We start from the raw sequence: 22,104 nt of genomic DNA, 5'->3' as shown, positions 1-22,104 counted from the left end.
GCTAAAAGCACTATACTGAGAACCGGACGATTCGACCGACTGAAGGCGAAGGCACTCGGTTCTTTTGACTGCGTATCAATTTATTACGTGTCAACTTATTGCGTGTCAACATTGCGTATCAACAGGCATTGCCGCTGTGAAATATTTTTTCCTCTCCGAAGGCTGGATTTTGGGGCGTGTGTGGGAATTTGGGGGCCTCTGGAATGAGGCCGCATGGCGACGGCCTCCCGATATTCGACGACTCGATCTCTACATTCGAGAAGACGAGGAAACCCTCTGGCTATACCGGGCTGAGGATGCTGTCCTGATGGTGGAAGTGATGCCCGATCCTCAGCACCAGGAAGAGGCCCACAATTCGCCGACGATCGGCAATGTGGTGCTCAAACGCCTGATTACGGCGGATCAGGCGATCGAACGCTTAGCTGCCGCTATGAACCACTCCCACCCCCATTGATGATGGGTGTACCACTGCCCTCATTGATGCTTTGCGATTCAGCGATCGGTAAACTCACTGCCCGTTCCAGGGTTGCCAGGGAGCGGTTGTAGTTAATCACGGCTTGCAGCAGGTTGCCCCGCGCATTGGTCAAGTCCGTTTCCGCATCAATTACTTCTGTTTGGGTACCCACCCCGGCTTGGAACCGCAACCGCGCTAGCCGTAGGGCTTCTTCCGCTTGATCAACGGCTAGTTTAGCGGTATCGATATTTTCAAAGTTGGAGAGGAGGTTGGAGTAGGCTCGCTCAACTTCAAAGCGAATTTGGTTACGAATATCGGAGAAGCCGACTTCCGCGATTTCAGCCTCGATCGCTCGCTGTCTGGCTCGTGCCCGCGCAGCCCCCCCATCATAGAGCCGCCAATCTAGTCGTACCCCTACCGTATTCCCATCGGTAAACCCAATGCCATCATCCAGATTTTTGAGGACATCATAGTCAGCGAAGGCACCGATCTGGGGTAGGGTGGCGGCTAATTCAGCGCGGCGCTGCTGGCGGCGCAATTCGCGTTCTGCTAAGCGCTGTTCTAGGCCAGGGCGGTTTTCGTATGCCTGGATAATCGTTTCCTCAAGCGGGATGCGCCAAGTGCCCGCCACTTCCACACGGCTACTGGCCACGAGGTTTACGGTTTGGGGCACGTTTAATTGTTGGGAGAGTTGACGACGGGCCACCTGTTGTTGGGCGAGGCGATTGGTCAGATTTTGTTTTTCATTGGCCAATTGGACTTCTGCCCGCAGGACATCGAAGCGGGTGCCCACCCCGGCCTGGAATTGCAGTTGGGCATCCCGCAGACTTTGTTGGGCACTGTTGACAGCAGCCTCGGCAATACGCACCTGGGCATCGGCTTCTTGCAAGTCAAAATAACTATTGCTGACATCCAGAATGATGACGTCGGTTTGCCGCTTGACCTCCAGTTCACTGATCCGCACCTGTTGGCGGGCAGCCCGGATGTTTGCCATGCGTCGCCCAGAGGTAAAGACGGCCCAGTCAATGCCAATCCGCCCAGTAAAAGCGCGAGTTACGGTGTCGGCAGTCCCCAAGAGGTTGTTTAAGGGATTGGCATTACGCGCTCGGATACGGTTGGTTCGCTCAGCGCTGGAGGAGTCTACCCGTTGCAGGACACTTTGGAGGTTGACGGTGGGATGCCATGCTGCTTGGGCTTCGCGCAGTTGGGCACGGCTGCGATCGAGGCGAAGGCGAGCGTCTTGGAGGGGCAGGTTATTACTGAGGGCCTGCTCAACGGCCTGTCGTAGATTAATTGGTTGGGTAAGCTGAATTTGCACCTCCTCCGGTTTATCGGGTAGGTAGAGCAAATCTGGATTGGGGTTGAGTTCAGGGATGGGTCCCTCGGTATTGGTATAGGGATCGTTGACGGACACGGCTTTGGGGGTGATGGCCTCCGCGCGATCGCCCGCTTGCGTGTCTTGCAGTTCACGGGCCTCCGGCAACTCTGCTTGCGGGGTGGGGGTAGCCGCAGTCAGGGGGAGCGAAGTGGTGGCCTCTAGATCAGGGGTATCGGCCCCAGTGTCAACTTCCGCATCATCATTAGCCTCTGCCTCGGTGTCAACCTCCACCCCGTCACTAGTTTCTACCTCGGTGTCAACCTCCACATCGGCGCTAACTTCCACAGGGGTATTGGCTGGGGTAACCTGGGCAGTCGTTTGGGGGGTAAGGGAGGAGGTAGCTCCAGCGATCGCGACAGATTCAGGCGATCGGGCAGCTTCTAATTCCGTGTCCGTATCCGTGTCGGCATCGGCATCAGCATTAGCCTCAGCGTCGATATCGGCAGCGACGACTGCATCATCTGTGTCAGCGTCGATATTGGCATCAGCATTAGCCTCAGCATTGATATTGGCAGCGACGACTACATCATCCGTGTCAGCATTAGCATCGGCATCGGCATTGCTATTGATATCGACGACATCGGTATCTCTATTCGCTGCAACTTCAGGACTCGCCTCTGGAGCCATCCCCTCTGCATTTGCGGCCTGCTCTGTGTCTTCAGCATTTGCCAAGACGGCTCCCGGTTCAGTAGCTTCCAGTCCTGCTTCAGTCCTGCTGTTGGCTGTAATTACCCCAGGTTCACCCTTGGTGGCACTGGCCTCAGCATCAACTTCTTCAGATCCGACGGCTTCAGCGTCAATACCCCTTTCAGGATGGCTATCAGTAATACTTTCAGCGTCAAAAACACTTGCAGCACTTTCAGGACTTTCAGCGTCAACGGTAGGCAAAGTGACCTTATCCGCGATCGCGACCAGACTCAGGGGAGCGTTAGGCACAGAGGCAGCGAACAGGGAGGGAAAGATCGGCAACGGGGGGGCTGATGCTGTCCCTAGGGTCGGTGGCACCTGATTGAGTTGGGGCGTTATCAGGGCCGTGAAAGCAGTCGCCGGGGCTGCTTGCGTGGCGGTTAGGAACTGAACAGACCCCAAGGTGCCGGGGGCGTTAGGGGACGGAGACCCAATGCGAACAGACCGTAAATCCAATGCTTGGAACTGGGGGGCCACCTCTGGCGCGATCGCCTGCGGATTGCCCCAGACGGCTGAGGAGGACATCCCCAGCGTAATGGCCGTCCCCACACCCACTGTTAGTAACTGAAACGTTTGCATAAGGCTCCCACTTCATTCCACGTCATCTGTGCGCCATTGGTGCCACAAACTCACCCTAGGGACACACCTGGCTCAAAACACCAGTATTTATCATGGTTGGCTGCCCCACTTCAGGAGGGTTGGCGCTAACGCTGCTGATATTAAGCAACCTTAAGAAGAATACTGGTTTGTCCCCAACTTGCCAATAACCCATCCGGTGTAGACATCCTCGCCATCGGCTGTAGACATCCTCGCCATCGGCTAAAAGCCAGACCGCTGGTTTCCGGTTTTTCCGACCCTAGTCAGTTGGTTTCGCGATTTCTCTTGGAAGACGCTGGGCGAACGAGCCTGCTGCCAGGGACACTCCCGTGCCGATAATGGGAAGGGCGAGGGTTTCGGTGCCTCACGTGGGTGCAGACAGGAACGCTCTCCATACTAAACGATGTCCATGCTGGCATTCAAAGTACGCATACAGGTTAGATAACGGTCAAGATCATGCGGATTTTAATCATGGGGGGGACCCGCTTTATTGGGGTCTATCTGAGCAAGTTATTGGTTGAGCACGGGCATGAGGTCGTGCTGTTTAATCGGGGGAATCGTCCGGCCCCGGTGGCGGGGCTGCGGCAAATCCAGGGTGATCGCACCGATGCTGCCCAACTCCAGGCCGCATTAGCCAAGGAAAGCTTTGATGCGATTTACGATAACAACGGCCGGGAGCTGAGTGATACCCAGCCCTTGGCCGATCTCTTCCACGGCAAGGTCCAGCATTTCGTTTATATGAGTTCGGCGGGGGTCTATTTGCCGTCGGACCAGATGCCCCATCGGGAAGGCGATGCGATCGATCCCAACAGTCGCCACAAGGGCAAACACGAGACGGAGACGTACCTCCAGGCCCAGGGACTCCCCTTCACCGCTATTCGCCCGACCTATATCTATGGTCCCCAAAACTATAACGACTTGGAAGCCTGGTTTTTCGATCGCATTGTCCGCGATCGGCCTATCCCTATCCCCGGTAACGGCCAGCACTTCACCCAATGGGGTCACTGTTATGACCTCGCGTTGGCAATGGTGGCCGTGTTAGGCAACTCCAAGGCAATCGGGCAAGTGTATAACGTTTCGGGCGATCGCTATGTTACCTTTGACGGGCTGGCCCGTGCCTGCGCGATCGCGGCGGGTAAGTCCATCGAAGATTTGCGGTTGGTCCATTACGATCCCAAACAGTTTAATTTTGGCAAGCGAAAAGCCTTCCCCATGCGCGTTCAGCATTTTTTTGCCTCCGTCCAAAAGGCAATGACGGAACTGAACTGGCATCCCCAATTCGATCTGATCTCGGGTCTTCGCCATTCGTTCCAGAATGACTATCTGGCATCGGGACGGGAACAGGCCGCGATCGACTTTTCCGTAGATGATGAAATCTTGCAACAGGTAGGCTAGCCTGTAGCCTCAACGTCTTGTGGGGTAGGCCGCCTGCCTGCCCCGGCAACAACCGCATTGACGTGACAGCCGAGACGGCTATTCCACAAGAGATATCAGCCCAACAATCTTGTGGGGTAGGCCGCCTGCTGCCCTAGGCAGATCTCTGAATTACCGTTACCCCGCCATCGCCGTTACGCTGAATAGCCGTTACGCTGAATAGCCGTTACTATGAGGGCGCAATTTCATCCAGCTTTCTCTGCCCTCTGCCCCATTAGGGAGAACGTTGTAGAATGGCCCACCCCCCCCTAGCGTCGTCCCCTGCCCCTGGATGGCAATCGTATTTCGCCAGCCTCCTGGTCATCGCTAGCCTCGCTGGTCCGGGGTTTCTGCTGAGTGCCCAAGCCCGGAGCGGGGGGACCTGTGTGTTGCCTAGTGCCAGTATTGCGGAAAAAGAGCGGTTGCGGCAGGCTGCGATTAAAGGGGGGCGGGATGCCGAGAAGCGCTATGAGGAGATCGTACGGCAACAGGCCAATCAGTTGCAGCAGTGCCGCGATCGCACTTGGCCGAAAAATCAAGCCCTGTGGCTGCGGCTCTATGCCTGTGATACCCAACCGGGGCAATTGGAGGCCCTGCTGGATGAGGTGGTCAACAAGGGCTATAACCAGGTCTATGTGGAAGCCTTCTACGATGGCCAGGTTCTTCTCCCGCTGAATGAGAATCGCACCGCTTGGCCCTCGGTGATCCGTAATCCCCAGCAAGGTGATGTGGATTTATTGGCCCAGGCAATTCACAAGGGGCGACAACGGGGCCTGAAGGTCTATGCCTGGGTCTTCACGATGAATTTTGGCTATTCCTACGGCCAACGGCCCGATCGTCAGCGGGTCCTGGCCCGCAATGGCCAAGGTCAAGTCAGCCTGCAACTGCCGGATAATACGGATCAAGCCTTTGTCGATCCCTACCATCCCCAGGCCCGCCAGGACTATACCCAAATGCTGCAAGCGGTTCTGCGGCGACGACCGGATGGGATTTTGTTTGACTATATTCGCTATCCCCGTGGAACTGGGGCAGCCTCGATCGCCACCAAGGTGCAGGATCTCTGGGTCTATGGCGAAGCCTCCCAGTCGGCCCTGCTCCAACGCGGGCAGAATAACCAGGGGCGCGAACTGATCCAGCAGTTTCTCCGCAAAGGCTATATCACTGAAGGGGAAATCACCGCCGCCCGGACCCGTTTCGCCCAGGAGCCAACCCCCCTCTGGCAGGGGCGCGACGCCACCCAGGCCAAAACCCTGACCCCGCCTAACCAGGCCCAACTGCAACGGGACCTGTGGATTTTAAGTGTTTCCCATGCGGCCCAAGGGGTGGTTGATTTCCTCACAATGGCGGCTCAGGTCGCCCAGCAGCAGGGGATTACCGCCGGGGCCGTCTTTTTCCCCACCGGTAACCAGGTCATTGGCCAGGGGTTTGACTCGCGCCTGCAACCCTGGGATCAGTTCCCGGCCCACCTGGAATGGCACCCCATGTCCTATTCGGTGTGCGGCAGTGGCAGTTGTATCGTTGAGGAGGTCCGCCGAGTTCTCAGCCTGACCACAGGAGCCAGTGTCCGTCCGGCCCTTGCGGGGCGTTGGGGTGAATCCCAGGGGAACCGACCGAGCCTAGAGGTGCAAATGCAGGCCCTCCAACGGAGCGTTCCCCAGATTGAGACGGTGAGCCATTTTGCCTATTCCTGGCAAGAGCCAGAGTCCGATCGTCGTCGTCGTTTTTGTCGGAGTTAGGGGTGATTAGGGATTGGCGTTCGAGGTTGATCGTTCGGAGCCAGACTGAGGGGCCGATGTTAGCTACCCGCGCCACTGTGTATTTACTGTGTATCTTAAGATTGCGATCCGTTGCTCCCTTGATCAACTCCTGTAATGTGTAGGTTAGGTGTTTTTGGAGTAACGCGCGTGAAGAGGCCGTTCCAGCTTTCATTCCCATTCCCTGCCTTGTTTTTAGGGGTGGGTGTCAGTCTTGTATGCATGACCCCCAGCGCTGAAGCCATCGATCAGGTACGGCTCCAGTTTCGCGATCGCGCCACCACGGTTTCGATCGGCGAACTGAGAAGCTTCGTGCGGGGCAGTGCTGCGCCCCAACAACTCTTAGATTTTTTCCAAGCCACCGGACAGCGGGCCGACGCCGTGCGCAACCTACTAGGGGAGCAGATTACACTGGGTACTCGGGCCGAACGCTTTTTAGAAACCTCCACAGGGCAGTTTGTGATCCTGCAACTCGATCGCCTGATTGCTGGCTCCGATCGCCGCACCCAACTGGAGTCCTTACGCACCGCTTTGCGGGAAACCATTACCAATGACAATCGCCTATCCATTCTCGAATTATTAGAAAACTATCCGGAATCGACCGTGACGGTTGACCTCAATGGGCTAGACCCGATTTACAATCGCATTAGTGGTTTCATCAATCGCGTTGAACCGGCCTTAGAAGCCGTTAAAAGCTTTTTACAGGATCTCATTTGCGAGTGTCCCCAGGAAAGCTCGTCCGTGCTGCCGCAACCGGGCCTCCTCGTGGCGCAGGCTGAAATGGGTAAACCCAGTGTGTGTATGAATCCGGCGGGGGAGATTGTGCCGTTGACGACAGCCCAGGCACCCACAACTGCTGCGGTGCTAGCAGCTCCCCTCCTTGAACGCAGTCAGCCATAACGCCTTTGCACGGGAACACCATGTTTTTACGAGATTTTTTGGCATCAAAGCGGGGGTTAACCGCCTCCCGCTGGTTATGGTCCACGCTAGCGGCGGGCTTACTGGGTACATGTGTGAGTGTCCTGGCTCCTGGCTCGTCGGCGATCGCTGCCGATCGCATCGTGTTCACCTATGGCCCGATCCGGCAAGCCGTCACGATTCAGGAGCTAGAGACCCTAGCGGAAACAGGGCAAGCCACGGGCGGGTTGCGTTTTCTACTCGGAGTAGCTGGTGTTGCGCCGGAATCCGCGCAACGGGTACTCACCCATGAGGTCGGCGCTAGCCTGTTGTTTTTGGATCGGGCACTGAACTCAGTTCCCGGCGAATACCTGCTCTTCCAGATGGGCTACATTTTCCATACCCCGGCACGGGTGGACAACATCCAAGCCCTGCGATCGGCCCTCGTCCTCTCAGCGGTAGACAAGAACAGTGTCAGCCTCTTGCGGTTCTTCCAAAACTATCCCACCCAAGATTTGATGGTGGACGGGGTACAGCTAGCCCGCACCGCACGGGAGATCAGTAGCTTTGTGGCCCGTGTGGGTGAAAAGGCCGAAGTGCCCTTAGCCGCAGTGCGCAATTTCCTGGATGGGATTGTCTGCGAATGTGAATCGCCTTCCCCATCCCCCTAATGTCTCCCCCAGAACCGATCGCCCGTAGGGGCGGGTTGCCGTCCAAGGTAAACCCGCCCTCGATAATCCTGGTAAACCCGCCCTCAAGGGCCATCTGGGTTGCCGTCCAAGGTTAGCTCGCCACCAATCCTCTGGGTAAACCCGCCCTCAATTCCCCTTACCATTTCAGGAAAGCCGCTTCCTGCCCCTGTTCACGGCGGATTTGGCCATCGCGCTCGAACCAGTGGATGATTTGCTGAGGGGTGAGATCCGCGATCGCCATCTGTTCATCCTGGGCAATTTGGATGAGCAAGCGCAGCGACGAGATCGTCAGGCGTGCCAGAAATTTCTCATGGGAAGAGAGCAGGGCCGCATCGACCTGGGTGGCTTCCTCGATCGTTAGAAATTGCGCATTTGATGCTGGCGTCTCATGCATAGCGATTTCTCTGGCACTGCAACTCGCTTTTGCTAATTTTAATAAATTTCCGGGCAACCTTATTGCTTTGGCTTAGAGTAGGGGCAATCGGCTGTATCGGCACAGCCAGCCGTCCCATCGGCTTCACGTTCGCGCAGCGTCTCTGCCCAAAAAGCGAGTCTTTAATAAAGGGTCTCGGACAATGTTTAAGAAAATCCTTGTTGGTTTAGATAATTCCACCGCCAGCCAGCTTATTTTTGAGCAGAGCCTAGAGTTGGCTAAACTCAGCAATGCTACCCTGATGCTCCTGCATGTTCTCCCCCCCTTTGGGGAAGATTACCCGCCCCCGGTCTACCCGGAACCCGATAGCATCTACTCCGCCGCCCATACTGAAGCGCTGAAGAGCTATATGGATCAATGGCAAACGATCGAGCAAACGGGCCTGGATTATCTTCGTGCCCAAACTGAGAAAGCGACTGCCCTAGGGATTCCCACCGAGTTTAGTCAAAACGTGGGGGACCCTGGCCAATTGATCTGCAAGATTGCCCAAAGCTGGCGTGCCGATCTGATTATTATCGGGCGGCGGGGGCGATCGGGGTTAAGCGAAATGCTGATGGGGAGTGTCAGTAACTACGTGCTGCACCACGCGCCTTGCTCGGTCCTCACCATTCAAGGGCAGTAGGGGCAATGGCGCGAGAGCTTCGCGACGCCGCAGGCAAATCGTTACCAGTCATCCACACGGGTGATACCCTACGCCAATGGCCGGGGCCAAGATGAGATTTTGGTAAATTTGTTGCTTCTCTAGGGAGGGACGGGTACCTTTATAGGGAGTGAGACACACGCCTTGAATTGAAAACTTAAGCCTGACTGCTTGAACCGCGTCGGTTTCTTGCGAGGCTCTGTCCGATAAACCCAAGTGTGGACAAGCATGGTCGCAACCCTATCAACCCGTACTGCCGTAACCTCGACCGACAAAACGACTGTCACTACTGTCAAGCCTGGGGTTAGTGCAGCCCCGATTCAATCCCGCCTTCAGCTTGATGCCAACTGCCTGAAATCCCTTATCCAAGGCGAGATTGTTACTCAGCCCCATACCTATTCTGACTGGGGGGGAGCCGTGACCGCCTGGGCCTATCTCCCGCTCGATCACGCCCAAGTCTGGCACCACATTACCAACTATTCCCGGTGGCCGCAGTATTTCCCCGATGTTACCCGTAGTGAGGTACTGGGCGTGGTGGAGGCCGGAGTTACCCGGAAACGGCTTTATCAGACAGCCCAAAAATCCTTCTTTCTGTTAAATATCCAGGTGGAAGTTGTTCTGGATGTTCTTGAACAACCGGAGGCGGGGGATGCCATTGCGTTTCGGCTAGTGCGGGGGAGCTTCCGAGATTTTGCGGCGGATCTCTCGCTGCATCCCTATCAACAAGGGACTATCCTGGGCTATCGGGTCCAGGCGACGCCCACGATTCCGGTGCCGAGTTTGTTTATCCAGCAAGCTATGCAGATGGATCTGCCCAATAATATGCGCCAGATGCGCCGGGTGATGTGCCAAGGATAGCGATCGTTAAGATACTGATCTAAATTTAGATTCACCTTGTTGTGAACCCCAACGGCACCCGGATACGAAGGTACCTCAAGCCCTTTGTGTTTTTGGGTGTCTTGATGTCTGGGGGGGTACCGCATGGGGCGATCTTCCAATCGTGGGCGTATCTTTAGACGCCGATCGCAGGTTGACTTTTAGCTCAGAATGAAGTTAGTGCTTCCTTCCCTACGGCTCCAGCCAGAATGCGGTTATGGTGAAGGAAAGTGGTACGGTCACTGCGAAGGAGGAAGGAGGTGCTATGCGAGCAGTACTCATGGCCGGTGGTTCTGGTACCCGGTTGCGGCCCTTAACCTGTGATTTGCCCAAGCCGATGGTGCCGATCCTGAATCGTCCGATCGCTGAGCATATCATTAACCTGCTCAAGCGCCACCAGATTACTGAAATTATCGCTACTCTCCATTACCTGCCCGATGCCCTCCAGGATTATTTCCAGGATGGGAGTGAGTTCGGGGTTCGTATTACCTATGCGGTGGAAGAAGATCAACCCCTGGGAACGGCGGGGTGTGTGAAGAATATCGCGGAGTTGCTAGATGATACGTTTCTGGTGATTAGCGGGGATTGCATTACAGATTTTGACTTGCAGTCGGCGATCGCGTTTCATCGCCAGCACCGCTCGCGAGCGACCCTGGTGTTGACCCGTGTCTCGAATCCCCTGGAATTTGGGGCCGTTATTACTGATCAGAAAACGGGGCAGATTCAACGGTTTTTGGAAAAGCCGTCGGCCAGTGAGGTCTTCTCTGATACGGTGAATACGGGCATTTACATTCTGGAGCCAGAGATTCTCCAATATTTGCCCTCGCACCAGGAATGCGATTTTTCTAAGGACTTGTTTCCACTGATGTTGGCGAAGGGGGAACCCATGTATGGCTATATTGCCAATGGCTATTGGTGTGATGTTGGCCATCTGGAAGCCTATCGCCAAGCCCAGTTTGATGCCCTACACGGGCGAGCGCACCTAACCCTTGCCTACTATGAGCGATCGCCGGGACTTTGGGTGGGCCAAAATACGGTGATCGATTCCCTCGCTCAAATTGAAACGCCCGTCTTGATCGGCAGTAATTGTCGGATTGGCGCCCGGGTTCATATTGACGCGGGGACTGTCATTGGGGATAACGTCACCGTTCATGCTGATGCCACCCTCAAGCGTCCCGTGATCTGGAGTGGCTGTGTCATTGGGGAAGAGGCCAATCTGCGGGCCTGCGTGATTGCGAGGGGGACACGGGTCGATCGCCGTGCCCAGGTGCTAGAGGGGGCGGTGGTGGGGGCGTTGTCGTCGATCGGTGAGGAAGCCCAGATCAGTCCGATGGTGCGGGTGTGGCCTAGTAAGCGCATTGACTCTGGGGCGATCGTCAACCTCAACCTGATTTGGGGTAGCACTGCCCGCCGTAATCTCTTTGGTCAACGGGGCGTGAGCGGTCTCGCCAATATCGATATCACGCCGGAGTTTGCCGTGAAGTTGGGGGCGGCCTACGGCTCGACGCTGCGCCAGGGTGCCCATGTCACGGTGTCGCGGGATCAGCGCAGTATTTCCCGAATGGTGTCGCGATCGCTGATTGGGGGCCTGATGTCGGTGGGGGTGCATATCCATAACCTCCAGGCGACGGCACTGCCCTTGGCGCGATCGGTCGTGCCGACCCTGGCCGCTGTGGGGGGCATTCATGTACGCATTCACCCCGATCGCCCGGATCATATTCTGATTGAGTTTTTTGACCATAAGGGAATTAACATCACCAAAGCTAAGGAAAAGAAGATTGAGGGAGCCTATTTTAAAGAAGATATGCGCCGTGCCCAAATCCATGAAATTGGCACAATGGTTTATCCCACCCAAGTCATTGACCTTTACAGCCAGGGGTTTGAACGAAATCTCGATGTCGAGGCGATTCAGCGGGGGCGATCGAAGATTGTGATTGACTACGCCTATGCTGTCTCTGGGGCCGTCTTACCCCAACTCTTGGCGAAATTTGGCTGTGATGCCGTAGTCCTTAACGCCAGCCTGCACCAAACAGGGCCGACCCACACGGAACGAGAGGCTCTGCTCAATCAGTTAGGCCATGTGGTCGAGGCACTGAAGGCGAGCTTTGGCGTCCAGATGGCGGCCAACGGCGAACAGTTGGTGCTCGTGGACGAGATGGGCATCGCCATTCGCGGCGAAACCCTGACCGCCCTGATGGTGAATATGGTCCTAACCCAGCATCCACGGGGAACGGTGGTCGTGCCGGTTCATACATCAAGCGCGATCGAGCAGATTGCCTATCGCCACGGTGGCAATGTTATTCGGACCAAAGCTAACCCCACCGCTTTGATGGAAGCTTGCCAGACCAATCCCAACGTCGTCCTGGGGGGCAGTGGTGAGATGGGCTTTATTTTCCCACAATTGCATCCCGGCTTTGATGCCATGTTTTGCGTCGCGAAATTGGTGGAAATGCTGTCGCTACAGGAGCAGCATGGGATGGGTGGGGCCGCCCGTGCCCTCGGCCAAATGCGGGCGGATCTGCCCAATGTTTACCATAAGAGTTACACCGTGCGTTGTCCCTGGACGGCGAAGGGATCGCTCATGCGCTATCTGGTGGAAACCCATCCCGCTGCTGATATTGAACTAATTGATGGGGTTAAGATTTTTAGCCCCAACCGCGATAGCTGGATTCTGGTTTTGCCGGATGCGGGGGAACCGCTGGTACACCTATTTGCGAACAGTGCCGATCGCCATTGGGTAGATGAAATCCTACGGGAGTACCGGGCACGGGTGCAGGAGTTTGTGGATGCCGAGCAAGGCATTACCGAGGTGCGAGAAATGATCGAGCTTTAGTCCACCACGCGTACAAAGCCCATCTGGAGGCGGGTGGCCACGGCTTGAACTGCGGCTAATTCTTCCACCGTGAGGGGAGTTTCCCAGCGGCTGGCAGCCAGTAATTGCTGCTTGGCTTCTTGCGTGATCTTGCCCGTGCGTAAAATCTGCTGAATGACGGTCTGAAATTGGCTGCGGGAGAAGGGTGTCGTTGTCACGGCTTGCATGCTCTGCCTCCTGAACAGCGTAGATGCAATGGAATGCCAGATTGGGATCTAGCTTAACCAGTCTGCCTAGTGAGGGGCGTCCCCCGAAGGTGTCACCCGATCGGGCGGTTGTGCGATCGGAGGGAGCTACGCAGCAGGTGTGTTTAGCGTAGGCGCGGCAAGTCCAGGGTGAGCAGAGCAGTTATATGGCCCTGCTCACGGGTATGCTGTCCTGAGGGGCAAGGGCAGGTTTCACGAGATTGGTCGAAGTTGAATATGTAAAATACGACGGCAGTTATTCATAAGGGAGTCGTTGGTGACCCGATCGCGGCGAATCAATGCTGACGCTGTTGAGCGCATTTTACGAAAAAATATTAGCTGTTATTAGATTCAGCATTGAGGTTAAGGGTGTTAGGATTTACCTGCACGCCCTGACGGGGGCTTTCTAAAATATCAAACCCTAGGGCGCGACAATGTGACTCAGCCGCTTGGGAGTAAGCATGGAGGTCATTATGATATTGTTCAGCAAGTTGTTCACGAATGTGATGAATTTCAGCAATGATGGAATTATGCGATCGTTGGGTAATATTCATAGAAAAAATTTACATGATGCGTGCAAGTTAACTGAGATCGGAATTATCTGGAGTTTCTCCAAGGGTCCGTTGGGTCGCATATCGAATATGTAAAATACGAACAATAGCAACTTCTGGCCCTTCTAAAAGGGTAAACAGGATACGGTAGGCGGTGCGTCCTTTACCATAAAGTAGTTGCCGAATCTCTTGACTAAAATAATCATTTTCTCGTGCTAAGGGGCATCGCTTTGGCATCTGGGCTAGGGAGGCGATCGCTTGCAATAATCCTGAATACCATTGGCTAGCTCTTTCAGGAGAAGTGACTTGGGAGAGTCTTAGAAAAGCACTGTCAGCCTCAGCCTCAGCTACACTGGAAATTTCAATTTGATATTTCATGAATTAGCTGGCAGGTTATATTTCTGGCGTTGTTCTTCGGCAAAGTCCTGAAAGGGGCGAAACTTGCCGCTTTCAAAGTCCGCTAAGCCTTGCTGAATACCTGTAATTGCTTCTTCAGAGTCTTGAATTTCCCACGCCAAGGCATTGGCTAGCAACTCAGAAGCAAGCTGGCTAATATCTTGACCTTGCTGAGCCGCCTTGCTCTGAAGTAGGGCCTCTAGTTCTGGACTCAGAGTGACAACAATAGTCATAGATTTTCGTCCTTGGAAGGTTTGCTATAGTGTAAATATCTTTAACATAAAAGACAAGATTATGAAATGGCGTGTCGTTCTTGAGCCTGATCCGGAAACACAAGAGTGGGCAGTCTGGTGCCCAGAGTTACCAGGTTGCACTTCAGCGGGTATGACTGAGCAAGAAGCACTTCAGAATATCCAAGAAGCGATCGCACTTTATTTACAACCCGATACGCTCAAGCTGACACCAGCGTCAATTATTCGTGAGGTAGTCGTTGGATGACCCGCTTGCGACGAATGAATGCTGACGCTGTTGAGCGCATTTTACGCAAATATGGATTTGAATTGGTTTCCCAAAAAGGTAGTCATCGCAAATGGCGAAATTCTGACCAAGTGGTACAAGTGACTGTTCCCTCTCATCAAGGGCGGGATTTACCTCTTGGCACTCTACGCAACATCATGATTACAGCAATGATCCCAGAGGAAGAGTGGAATTCTCCGTAAGTCACGGTTAACTCAGTTTGACTAATAGACGCAACTCTTCGTTTACTAACTTCAAATCTGGGAAAATGGCCGCAACATAAGGATCAATCTCAACGTAAGTGTAGCCTTCAGCATTGCTTCAGTCTCCTCTAGGATAATAGCTTTGTTAGTCAGGAGGGCAAAGTTTTATCGAGTATTTTTGACATCCAAATAGCGATCTTTATCTGAAGGCTAATTGAAGGCTAATCAAGGGGTTTCAGAATAGTCAAGATGGCCTTGTAAAACTTAATGTCAGGCCGGTTCGTGACCAGCGGCGACGATCGCGGCCCGCAAATCCACCTCCGAAAGCATCGTTTCCACCGTCAACTGCTTCGTACTGGGATCGCCCGCTACCATCGCCGTCGGATCAGCCGCCTGGATCACCGAGGTAATGGTGTTCACACAATGCTCACACGCGATCGTAGGGACCTGCACTTGAAACGTCGCCATCACAGCCTCCTAGGGTCTAGATCATCTGCTGTTCATGATTGTCCATGATTGTCCATGATAACGGTATCCTAAGGGGTGACCTTGTGGGACAGACCAACAGTGCTTGATCTCAAACTGATTCGGGAAAATCCAGCCTTCGTACAAGAACGGCTTCAGCGCCGGGGCGACTACGACCTGCAACCCCTCCTCGCCCTGGATCAACAGCAACGGGACCTGGAACACCAACGCACCCAACTCCAGACCCGCAGCAACGAGATCGGTAAACTCGTCGGCCAAAAAATGAAAGCCGATCGCGATGATCCCGCCATTCCCGCCCTCCGGGACGAAGGCAACGCCATCAAGGCCCAACTCAGCGACCTCGAACCCCGCGAAAAAGAACTTAAGGCGCAAATCGAAAGCTTGCTGCTCACCTTCCCCAACCTGCCCAGCGACACCACCCCCCAAGGCACCAGCGAAGATGACAACGTGGAAGTGCGCCGTTGGGGCGATGAGTATATCCCCCCACCCGACGCCGATATCCTGCCCCACTGGGAAATTGGCGAACAATTGGGCATCCTCAATTTTGAACGCTCTGTCCGCATCGCCCAGAGCCGCTTTGTTACCCTGATCGGTGCTGGAGCCGCCCTCGAACGTGCCCTGATCAGCTTCATGCTCGATCGCCAAATTGCCGCAGGTTACACCGAAGTCCTCCCCCCCCTGTTGATCAATAGCCAGACCCTCACCGCCTCCGGCCAACTACCCAAATTCGCCGACGAAAGTTTTAAGTGCGATCGCGACGACCTCTGGCTCACCCCCACCGCCGAAGTCCCGATCACCAGCCTCTACCGCGACGAAATCCTCAGCAGCGAAGATTTACCGATTTACCACTGCGCTTATACCCCCTGCTTCCGCCGCGAAGCCGGTAGCTACGGACGCGACACCCGTGGCCTCATCCGGCTACACCAGTTCAGCAAAGTCGAACTCTACAAACTTGTCCATCCCGACACCTCCGCCGATGAGCACGAACGCATCGTCGCCAACGCCGAAGCCATCCTGCAAGCACTGCAACTGCCCTATCGTGTTATCGAACTCTGCACCGCTGACCTGGGGTTCTCCGCTACCAAATGCTACGACCTCGAAGTTTGGCTTCCCTCGGCTGGCAAATATCGCGAAATCTCCAGTTGCTCCAACTGTGGCGACTTCCAGGCCCGACGCGGTAATATCCGCTTTAAGGAACCGGGCAAAAAAGGTACCCGCTACCTCCACACCCTCAATGGTTCTGGCCTCGCCGTCGGGCGGACAATGGCCGCGATCCTAGAACTGTACCAACAACCGGATCGCACCGTCCGCATCCCCGAAGCCCTCCAGCCCTACCTCGGTCGTGCCATCCTTTAATCACCCAAATTTATAACCCGTAGGGGCGGGTCGCACCCAGATCTAGGCCGCAGACCAGTAACATTGATAGACCCGCCCTATTCTTGCGAGGTCGATCGCACCCAGATCTAGGCCGCAGACCAGTAACATTCATAGACCCGCCCTATCCCTGGAGGGCAGGTTCATCAAGATTAGCGTTGTGTGTTGCAGATTCTGGTGCAACCTGCCCCTACGCTCGGACGATCGCGCCCTTAGTCCTCATGTTCCTCATAGGGGTCCCGCAGATCCTTAGATGGAGGGCCAAAGGCAGTGTAAATGGCATAGCCCGTAATGGCCAGCAGGGCAATGCCGATCGAGACGCCAAGGGTCAGTGCAGGTTCCATAGAATTTAGGGAGTGAATCGGACGTAAAGGGTGTACCAATCTTATGATAGATTACAGAAAGTTAATCGCTCTAGAACAAACAACGGATTAATCATGGCACAGCGGACTTGGCTTGGTGACGTTTTAAGACCTCTTAACTCCGAGTACGGGAAAGTGGCTCCTGGTTGGGGTACCACCGTCCTAATGGGGACGTTTATGGTCCTCTTTCTCGTCTTCCTGCTGATTATCCTGCAAATCTACAACGAATCAATTGTCCTCGAAAGTTTTGATGTTCGGTGGTAGGGATAAGCTGACTAGGATGTATTTGTCCTAACTTCCTTGCAAGCAATATTTCCCGGTTTTGCCGGGATTTTTTGTTCTCAATCTAGATTTAGTAGGGGGCAGTCGGCAGAAGTTTGGGGCGAAGAGAATGTGACCAAACTAGCTGGGATTGCACCATAATGATATTGCGCTGTATTGAGTTCTATTGAGATACGCGTTTTGTTTGAGTGACGGATTCCGATCGTCAGCATAGGAGAAGCGCAGTATGAATATTTTTGGGATTGGCCTACCGGAAATGATCCTGATCTTTGTGGTGGCCTTACTGATTTTTGGCCCGAAAAAACTGCCAGAGATTGGTCGATCGCTGGCGAAGACCCTGCGTAGCTTCCAGGATGCTTCTAGGGAATTTGAGACCGAATTAAAACGCGAAGCGGCTGAGCTGGAGAAAGCGACCCGCCAAGAGCCGATGGAAGCCAAGCTAGAGAAATCCCCCCCACAAGCCCTATCCCCGGCGGCTGTCGAAGCCAATCCTGGTGATACGCCTGCAACCGAGGCGACGATCGCGGATAGCCCAATTGCCAACCCCTCCCAACCTTCCCAGCCCAGTTAGGCTAGCTGCACGCCCTCAGATGTTGCCGCGATCGTACTATCTATGACTGTCCACTCCTCTGACACTGCCCCTGCCCTGGTGATTCCCCAACTGATTGTGGGACTGGGTAATCCGGGGGCAAAGTATGACCAAACCCGCCACAATATTGGCTTTGCCGCGATCGATGTCCTTGCCGATCGTTGGCAAATTTCCCTAAGTGAAAACCGTCGGTTTCAAGGCTATATCGGTGAAGGCTGGGGACCCCAACGCCGCAAAATCCGCCTCCTCAAACCCCAAACCTATATGAATGCTTCGGGTCAGTCGATTCGGGCCGTGATGGATTGGTTTAAGTTGCCGCCCCAGTCCGTTCTGGTTGTCTATGACGATATGGACTTGCCCGTGGGTCGCCTTCGATTGCGGCTCTCCGGGTCAGCCGGTGGGCATAATGGGATAAAGTCCACGATCGCCCATTTGGGTACTCAAGACTTCCCGCGTCTACGCATTGGGATTGGCGCACCCAAAGGCCACCCCGTCGATCGCGATGCCGTCTCCCATGTTTTAGGACGTTTTTCCAGCGCAGAAACAACCACCATGAAACAAGTTCTGGCGCAAGTTGCGGCTGCGATCGACCTCAGCCTGACCGCAGGGGTTGCCAAGGCCATGAGCCTGTATAATGGCACCACTATTGCTACCCTAGAATTAGAACCGTCTGCCCGCCCAGAGTCAGCTTCCGTATAAATACTCGGTGTTAATCCCGTATAAATACTGGGCATGCACTCAAGCAATTTTGCCAACTTCATGATCGTTTGTATCTGTACTGTTGAGCCAAAAAGTGGGCATTCTAGAAGATAGAATGCTCAGGGCCAAGCACCTACTATCAAGAAGTCACGCAGGGCTAGCGGTAATTAGCCATAGCCTATTGATTTTTAGTACAACCTACCCATGCTTGGAGGGGGTGCTGCTGGGAGCATCCTACTTGCCTAACTATGTTTGATCAATACCTACGCCGTAGCAGCCAGCTATCTGGTTTGACCCATCCGCTTGATACCCCCACCCCTAACCTACTGCTTGGGGATATGCCGTGCCCCGTCATCGACCAACGGTTAGTCATCAATTGTCACATTCGCCTGCCGGATACCCCGAAAGCCGTCAGCGCCGTTTGCTACAACGGGGATTACTACAGTTATGTTCGCCTATATCCAAATGCGGAAGCCGCCAAGCGGGGCGTCGATCGGTTGCTGGGTCTAGGCAACACGGTCATCTTGACGCAGGTCCGGAAGGGGCTTGTATTATGGGTGCTGGAGCCGGATGCCCGCCTGGCTCACAAGTAACCCCGCTAACCGCCTCCCGTGAGCTTCCGTCATCCCCCGGCCACAACTGCCTATGTGCGTATCACGCAACACTCCTGGCAACAGGGCAAAATTGTCGGCGAAGTCAGGGCTAGTAATTTTGAGTGGCAATTTCAATGGCATTTCCGCCGGGGGGCACTGTCCGTTGAACCCTCCCTGGGGCGTGCTCTCATCCAAGAACCCCTCAGTCGCTTTCTGGAACAACGGGACTATCAATTGGAACCAGGCGGCGACTATTCGTTTACCATCCGAGCCACGTTCTAAGGGAGTGACGAATCGGTTAGGTGTTTGGGCCGTAGCGATTACTGGTGGGTGGCTCATCTCAGGTGGCAACATCTAAAATCTAATCAGCACCACGGCTACCAAGCTCAAAAGTAACCCCGTACTTTGCTTATCCCGATCGTGGGTTCAAATAGCGCTCAATGAGCAGAATAGCCACAATATCATCGATCGGACGGGGAAGCGATCGCACGCTTTGGGGCAGTAGGCGAGCTAATCCTTGCGGGGGATACATCTGCCAGTAACGATCGCGGGCTTCTAGGGTGCTGTAGCGTTCATCCACGGGTACGATCGGCACAGGTGGGACGAGGGCAGTCGCTAATTGTTGTTGCCAAAGACGAGTGCTGGTCTGATCGCCAATCACAATCTGGGTGAAGGGGTATTGCTGCTGTAGGCGCTGGACCGTGGCGATGGCCTCACTGGCCGCAACAACCTGGTGATAAGGCACTTGGCGATCGGCGGTCATCACCGCAATGCCACACTTGTCCCGCCCTGGGTCAAAACCCAATAGGCAGGGTGCGGATTCTGGATACACCTGATGTTCCGACATGGGCTGTAGATGGCCTGTGATTGCAATCGGTGGGAATTCCTGGTCACGCTTAGGAATTTGTCATGCCTAAGGCTCAGGGTGAGCGAGACGAATCCGTGCAGGCAGTCGGTCGCGAGCCGCTCTTTTTAAGCTTGACGCTCCACTAGCGCTGGTGCTTGCTCCCACCGATAAGAATAGCTCCCTTGCTCAGGCATTTCTACACCCTCAGCGCGGCTGGCCTCGATCCGCTCGCAACCCCGATGACGCCTGTTCCATAACAGCTTGCTTTACTTTTAGCGCAAAAACGTAATAATTTGAAGTAAAGAAGTGTAACAGCACCGTTCATGGCTAAACATACCCAAGCACATCTGCCCCGCACGATCGATAAACGACTCCCACCTCCCTTAAAGGAACGCACCCGGCAACAAATGGAGTACTACATGGGGGCCAAGCTGATCGAGATTGGGGTTGACCCCAAATCAGCTATTTATCGCTGGTCGATTGAGGACAAGGGAAGCCAGGAAACCTGGACCTATAGTGCCTACTGGGGGGATTCCAAGGAAAAAATTCTGGCAGCCGAACAGCAACAAGTGTCGGTGGATTAAGGCCCCCATCGCATGGGTATGGATAACAAGAGTTCCTGCTGTTATTGGGATGCGGGGCATTCCTAGTGTTCCTCAGCAATTGCCTATGGCCGCCAAACCTACCTACCCTAGACCTATAGCTTACCGATCGCGGGGGGTACCCCCCCCAGTGCGCCAACCCCGACGGGAGAGACCCAACTCAAGAGGACAATATGGTAATATATGTTACGTTTTGCGACATTCTTTGAAGCTTGACAGTCCTCTCAGTTGGAAGGTTGCATCTGTCATGTTGTTTTTTGGACTGGTCTGGGTGACTTCCTGGACCAACTGCTGGCTCCTGCCCGGCCCGATGCCCTGGGGAGCGATCGCCGATTCCCAGGCTCAGGACTGCCGGGGGTCCCTGACCCAGTGGTTAACTGCCCAGGTACCACCCCTGCCACGGGGGTTTGGCGGTTCCCCAGAGTTAAGGTTACCAGCGGCGCAGAAGGTAGGGGTACGCCGAGTGGGGCACCGTTGGGCATCTGATCGCCATAGCTTTCAAGTTTGGGTTGGCCCAACTCTGATTGCCACCTTACCCAACCGCACACGGGCAGAGAGTTTAGCAATGGGCGTGCAGCAGCTTTTGCGAGATGCGCACCTGAGTCCGGCGGCGATCGTGCCAACCTTGGTGTCGGGTCAGCCGGCGATCGAGCATCGTCAGCGGGTTTACCTGATTCTGGATACGGAATTTGCGGCTGAGCTAAACCGGAGTGCCGAGCTAACGGTCATTCGCTGGGTGAATCAATTACGGGTGGCTTTGGCGGCGCCGCCCCTGTCCCTAGCCGTTGCCCAGGCCCATATGTATAGGCTAAGTGAAACCGCAGAAACCCTATCGGGGTTAGCGTCCTGGTATGGTCCCTACTTTCATGGACGGTTAACGGCGACTGGAGAAGCGTTTGACCAAACCGAATTGACGGCAGCCCACCCCTCCCTTCCCTTTAATACCTACCTGAAGGTTACCAACCTGGACAATGGTAAGGCCGTGATTGTGCGCATTAACGATCGCGGTCCCTATATTGACGATCGTAGTCTGGATCTTTCCCGCGAAGCGGCCCGCCAACTGGAGAGCGAAGCCACGGGCGTTGTCCCCTATCATGCCGTCATTATGGAGCCAGTGCAAGATACATTTATCGCCCAGCGGTAAATGTAGCGTGAATCGGTACCAGCCTAGCCATGAGCTAAGCCATTGCATCGGGGTGTTGCCGGTCCCTAATGGGTTGAATGCCATTGTGGCTGGCGCTTCCACGTGAGCCGACTTGCCCTCCCCAATGCCGCATACTCCCCTGGGGGCAGATTTACGAGGATCACGATCGTGCGGACTCTGCTACTACGCGCCATCGGAAGACTCTAGTGGCTACAACAAGGCTGCATGGGGCCGGATGCCCAGGCTCCAAGGTACCTGTTAAGACTTGACGACTAGCCTAGAATGAAGATGAATTGATCAGTTGCTCAGTTTGACTGAATGAATGGAGTAAATGGATCGCCAGCCGCACCGACTCCTAGGCCCTCGCTAGCTGAGCCACCCCTTCAGTTGCCAGACACCATTCAACCACACGGGGTGTTGTTGGTGCTTGATCGGGCTGCTGATACCATTCTCCAGGTCAGCCAAAATGTCCACCTTCACCTGGGCCTGTCCGCTCCACAGTTGGCGGGAGCACCACTCACCACCCTGCTATCCCCGACGCAGATCGCGGCTATCCGTCAGGCAGTCCCCCCACCCTTGGCC

28 protein-coding genes are annotated in these 22,104 nt (G+C 54.8%); 19 read left to right on the top strand and 9 right to left on the bottom strand.

Annotation, left to right across the window (positions count from 1 at the left end; all coding sequences use genetic code 11):
* The first annotated feature begins 136 nt into the window (after positions 1-136).
* Complete coding sequence (locus ACWIUF_RS03170; RefSeq protein WP_448570755.1) at positions 137-454, top strand: hypothetical protein; 318 nt, start codon at positions 137-139, stop codon at positions 452-454.
* On the opposite strand, the gene ACWIUF_RS03165 is transcribed toward ACWIUF_RS03170, so the two are convergent.
* Complete coding sequence (locus ACWIUF_RS03165; RefSeq protein ID WP_448570754.1) at positions 429-3,098, bottom strand: TolC family protein; 2,670 nt, start codon at positions 3,096-3,098, stop codon at positions 429-431. The genes ACWIUF_RS03170 and ACWIUF_RS03165 overlap by 26 nt on opposite strands.
* 474 nt (positions 3,099-3,572) lie before the next feature.
* Between ACWIUF_RS03165 and ACWIUF_RS03160 the strand changes: the two genes are divergently transcribed.
* The 4 genes from ACWIUF_RS03160 to ACWIUF_RS03145 all read left to right on the top strand — a co-directional run bounded on the left by ACWIUF_RS03160 (position 3,573) and on the right by ACWIUF_RS03145 (position 7,851).
* Positions 3,573-4,511 (top strand): NAD-dependent epimerase/dehydratase family protein, encoded by a 939-nt coding sequence (locus tag ACWIUF_RS03160; protein ID WP_448570753.1) that lies wholly within the window; start codon positions 3,573-3,575, stop codon positions 4,509-4,511.
* A 272-nt stretch (positions 4,512-4,783) separates the two neighbouring features.
* Complete coding sequence (locus tag ACWIUF_RS03155; RefSeq protein ID WP_448570752.1) at positions 4,784-6,265, top strand: family 10 glycosylhydrolase; 1,482 nt, start codon at positions 4,784-4,786, stop codon at positions 6,263-6,265.
* Positions 6,266-6,505: 240 nt separating this feature from the next.
* A complete protein-coding gene (locus ACWIUF_RS03150) occupies positions 6,506-7,183 on the top strand; it encodes an alpha/beta hydrolase (protein ID WP_448570751.1) in 678 nt (225 codons plus the stop codon).
* Positions 7,184-7,203: 20 nt separating this feature from the next.
* Complete coding sequence (locus ACWIUF_RS03145) at positions 7,204-7,851, top strand: alpha/beta hydrolase (protein WP_448570750.1); 648 nt, start codon at positions 7,204-7,206, stop codon at positions 7,849-7,851.
* A gap of 157 nt (positions 7,852-8,008) precedes the next feature.
* Here ACWIUF_RS03145 and ACWIUF_RS03140 read toward each other — a convergent pair whose 3' ends face one another.
* On the bottom strand, positions 8,009-8,266 hold the full coding sequence (locus tag ACWIUF_RS03140; RefSeq protein WP_448570749.1) for a hypothetical protein: 258 nt from the start codon (positions 8,264-8,266) through the stop codon (positions 8,009-8,011).
* A 181-nt stretch (positions 8,267-8,447) separates the two neighbouring features.
* Between ACWIUF_RS03140 and ACWIUF_RS03135 the strand changes: the two genes are divergently transcribed.
* From ACWIUF_RS03135 to ACWIUF_RS03125, 3 genes are all read left to right on the top strand, one after another.
* A complete protein-coding gene (locus ACWIUF_RS03135; RefSeq protein ID WP_448570748.1) occupies positions 8,448-8,927 on the top strand; it encodes a universal stress protein in 480 nt (159 codons plus the stop codon).
* Between the two features lie 246 nt (positions 8,928-9,173).
* Positions 9,174-9,803, top strand: coding sequence for an SRPBCC family protein (locus tag ACWIUF_RS03130; RefSeq protein ID WP_448570747.1), 630 nt, complete (start codon positions 9,174-9,176; stop codon positions 9,801-9,803).
* A gap of 283 nt (positions 9,804-10,086) precedes the next feature.
* The gene (locus tag ACWIUF_RS03125; protein ID WP_448570745.1) at positions 10,087-12,654 is read left to right on the top strand and encodes a sugar phosphate nucleotidyltransferase; all 2,568 of its coding nucleotides are present in this window, start codon (positions 10,087-10,089) and stop codon (positions 12,652-12,654) included.
* On the opposite strand, the gene ACWIUF_RS03120 is transcribed toward ACWIUF_RS03125, so the two are convergent.
* The 4 genes from ACWIUF_RS03120 to ACWIUF_RS03105 form a co-directional block, all read right to left on the bottom strand.
* A complete protein-coding gene (locus ACWIUF_RS03120) occupies positions 12,651-12,860 on the bottom strand; it encodes a hypothetical protein (protein WP_448570744.1) in 210 nt (69 codons plus the stop codon). The two genes, ACWIUF_RS03125 and ACWIUF_RS03120, sit on opposite strands and share 4 nt — an antisense overlap.
* 353 nt (positions 12,861-13,213) lie before the next feature.
* Positions 13,214-13,432 carry a hypothetical protein gene (locus tag ACWIUF_RS03115; RefSeq protein WP_448570743.1) on the bottom strand — a complete coding sequence of 73 codons (219 nt, stop codon included), beginning with the start codon at positions 13,430-13,432 and terminating at the stop codon, positions 13,214-13,216.
* A gap of 27 nt (positions 13,433-13,459) precedes the next feature.
* On the bottom strand, positions 13,460-13,807 hold the full coding sequence (locus ACWIUF_RS03110) for a type II toxin-antitoxin system RelE/ParE family toxin (RefSeq protein WP_448570742.1): 348 nt from the start codon (positions 13,805-13,807) through the stop codon (positions 13,460-13,462).
* A complete protein-coding gene (locus tag ACWIUF_RS03105) occupies positions 13,804-14,058 on the bottom strand; it encodes a hypothetical protein (protein WP_448570741.1) in 255 nt (84 codons plus the stop codon). Before ACWIUF_RS03105 ends, ACWIUF_RS03110 begins: the two co-directional genes overlap by 4 nt.
* Positions 14,059-14,119: 61 nt before the next feature.
* Between ACWIUF_RS03105 and ACWIUF_RS03100 the strand changes: the two genes are divergently transcribed.
* The gene (locus tag ACWIUF_RS03100; protein ID WP_448570740.1) at positions 14,120-14,323 is read left to right on the top strand and encodes a type II toxin-antitoxin system HicB family antitoxin; all 204 of its coding nucleotides are present in this window, start codon (positions 14,120-14,122) and stop codon (positions 14,321-14,323) included.
* A 14-nt stretch (positions 14,324-14,337) separates the two neighbouring features.
* Positions 14,338-14,544 (top strand): type II toxin-antitoxin system HicA family toxin, encoded by a 207-nt coding sequence (locus tag ACWIUF_RS03095; protein WP_448570739.1) that lies wholly within the window; start codon positions 14,338-14,340, stop codon positions 14,542-14,544.
* Positions 14,545-14,814: 270 nt separating this feature from the next.
* Here the strand turns inward: ACWIUF_RS03095 and ACWIUF_RS03090 are convergent, their stop codons facing one another.
* On the bottom strand, positions 14,815-15,012 hold the full coding sequence (locus ACWIUF_RS03090) for a heavy-metal-associated domain-containing protein (protein WP_448570737.1): 198 nt from the start codon (positions 15,010-15,012) through the stop codon (positions 14,815-14,817).
* Positions 15,013-15,111: 99 nt separating this feature from the next.
* On the opposite strand from ACWIUF_RS03090, the gene serS reads away from it, so the two are divergent.
* On the top strand, positions 15,112-16,386 hold the full coding sequence (serS, locus tag ACWIUF_RS03085; RefSeq protein WP_448570736.1) for a serine--tRNA ligase: 1,275 nt from the start codon (positions 15,112-15,114) through the stop codon (positions 16,384-16,386).
* 230 nt (positions 16,387-16,616) lie between these two features.
* Here serS and psbN read toward each other — a convergent pair whose 3' ends face one another.
* Positions 16,617-16,748: a photosystem II reaction center protein PsbN gene (gene psbN, locus ACWIUF_RS03080; protein WP_448570735.1), complete on the bottom strand. Its 132-nt coding sequence runs from the start codon at positions 16,746-16,748 to the stop codon at positions 16,617-16,619.
* A 93-nt stretch (positions 16,749-16,841) separates the two neighbouring features.
* Here psbN and psbH point away from each other — a divergent pair, with 93 nt between their 5' ends.
* From psbH to ACWIUF_RS03055, 5 genes are all read left to right on the top strand, one after another.
* On the top strand, positions 16,842-17,030 hold the full coding sequence (psbH, locus tag ACWIUF_RS03075; RefSeq protein ID WP_448570734.1) for a photosystem II reaction center phosphoprotein PsbH: 189 nt from the start codon (positions 16,842-16,844) through the stop codon (positions 17,028-17,030).
* Between the two features lie 244 nt (positions 17,031-17,274).
* The gene (locus ACWIUF_RS03070; RefSeq protein WP_448570733.1) at positions 17,275-17,619 is read left to right on the top strand and encodes a TatA/E family twin arginine-targeting protein translocase; all 345 of its coding nucleotides are present in this window, start codon (positions 17,275-17,277) and stop codon (positions 17,617-17,619) included.
* Between the two features lie 42 nt (positions 17,620-17,661).
* Entirely contained in the window at positions 17,662-18,336 is a 675-nt protein-coding gene (gene pth / locus ACWIUF_RS03065) for an aminoacyl-tRNA hydrolase (RefSeq protein WP_448570732.1), read from the top strand.
* Positions 18,337-18,584: 248 nt separating this feature from the next.
* Positions 18,585-18,929, top strand: coding sequence for a hypothetical protein (locus ACWIUF_RS03060; protein ID WP_448570731.1), 345 nt, complete (start codon positions 18,585-18,587; stop codon positions 18,927-18,929).
* 18 nt (positions 18,930-18,947) lie between these two features.
* On the top strand, positions 18,948-19,211 hold the full coding sequence (locus ACWIUF_RS03055) for a DUF3146 family protein (RefSeq protein ID WP_448570729.1): 264 nt from the start codon (positions 18,948-18,950) through the stop codon (positions 19,209-19,211).
* Between the two features lie 127 nt (positions 19,212-19,338).
* Here the strand turns inward: ACWIUF_RS03055 and ruvX are convergent, their stop codons facing one another.
* Positions 19,339-19,776: a Holliday junction resolvase RuvX gene (gene ruvX / locus ACWIUF_RS03050; RefSeq protein WP_448570728.1), complete on the bottom strand. Its 438-nt coding sequence runs from the start codon at positions 19,774-19,776 to the stop codon at positions 19,339-19,341.
* Between the two features lie 323 nt (positions 19,777-20,099).
* Between ruvX and ACWIUF_RS03045 the strand changes: the two genes are divergently transcribed.
* The 3 genes from ACWIUF_RS03045 to ACWIUF_RS03035 all read left to right on the top strand — a co-directional run.
* Positions 20,100-20,360: a hypothetical protein gene (locus ACWIUF_RS03045; protein WP_448570727.1), complete on the top strand. Its 261-nt coding sequence runs from the start codon at positions 20,100-20,102 to the stop codon at positions 20,358-20,360.
* 265 nt (positions 20,361-20,625) lie between these two features.
* Positions 20,626-21,522, top strand: a complete 897-nt coding sequence (locus tag ACWIUF_RS03040) for a septal ring lytic transglycosylase RlpA family protein (protein WP_448570726.1) — start codon at positions 20,626-20,628, stop codon at positions 21,520-21,522.
* A 318-nt stretch (positions 21,523-21,840) separates the two neighbouring features.
* The coding region (locus tag ACWIUF_RS03035) for a hypothetical protein (RefSeq protein ID WP_448570725.1) at positions 21,841-22,104 on the top strand (264 nt) is incomplete at its 3' end.

Source organism: Trichothermofontia sp. (genome assembly GCF_053493415.1).
The sequence above is the reverse complement of the archived record's forward strand: the minus strand, read 5'-3'. Positions and strand labels throughout refer to the sequence as shown.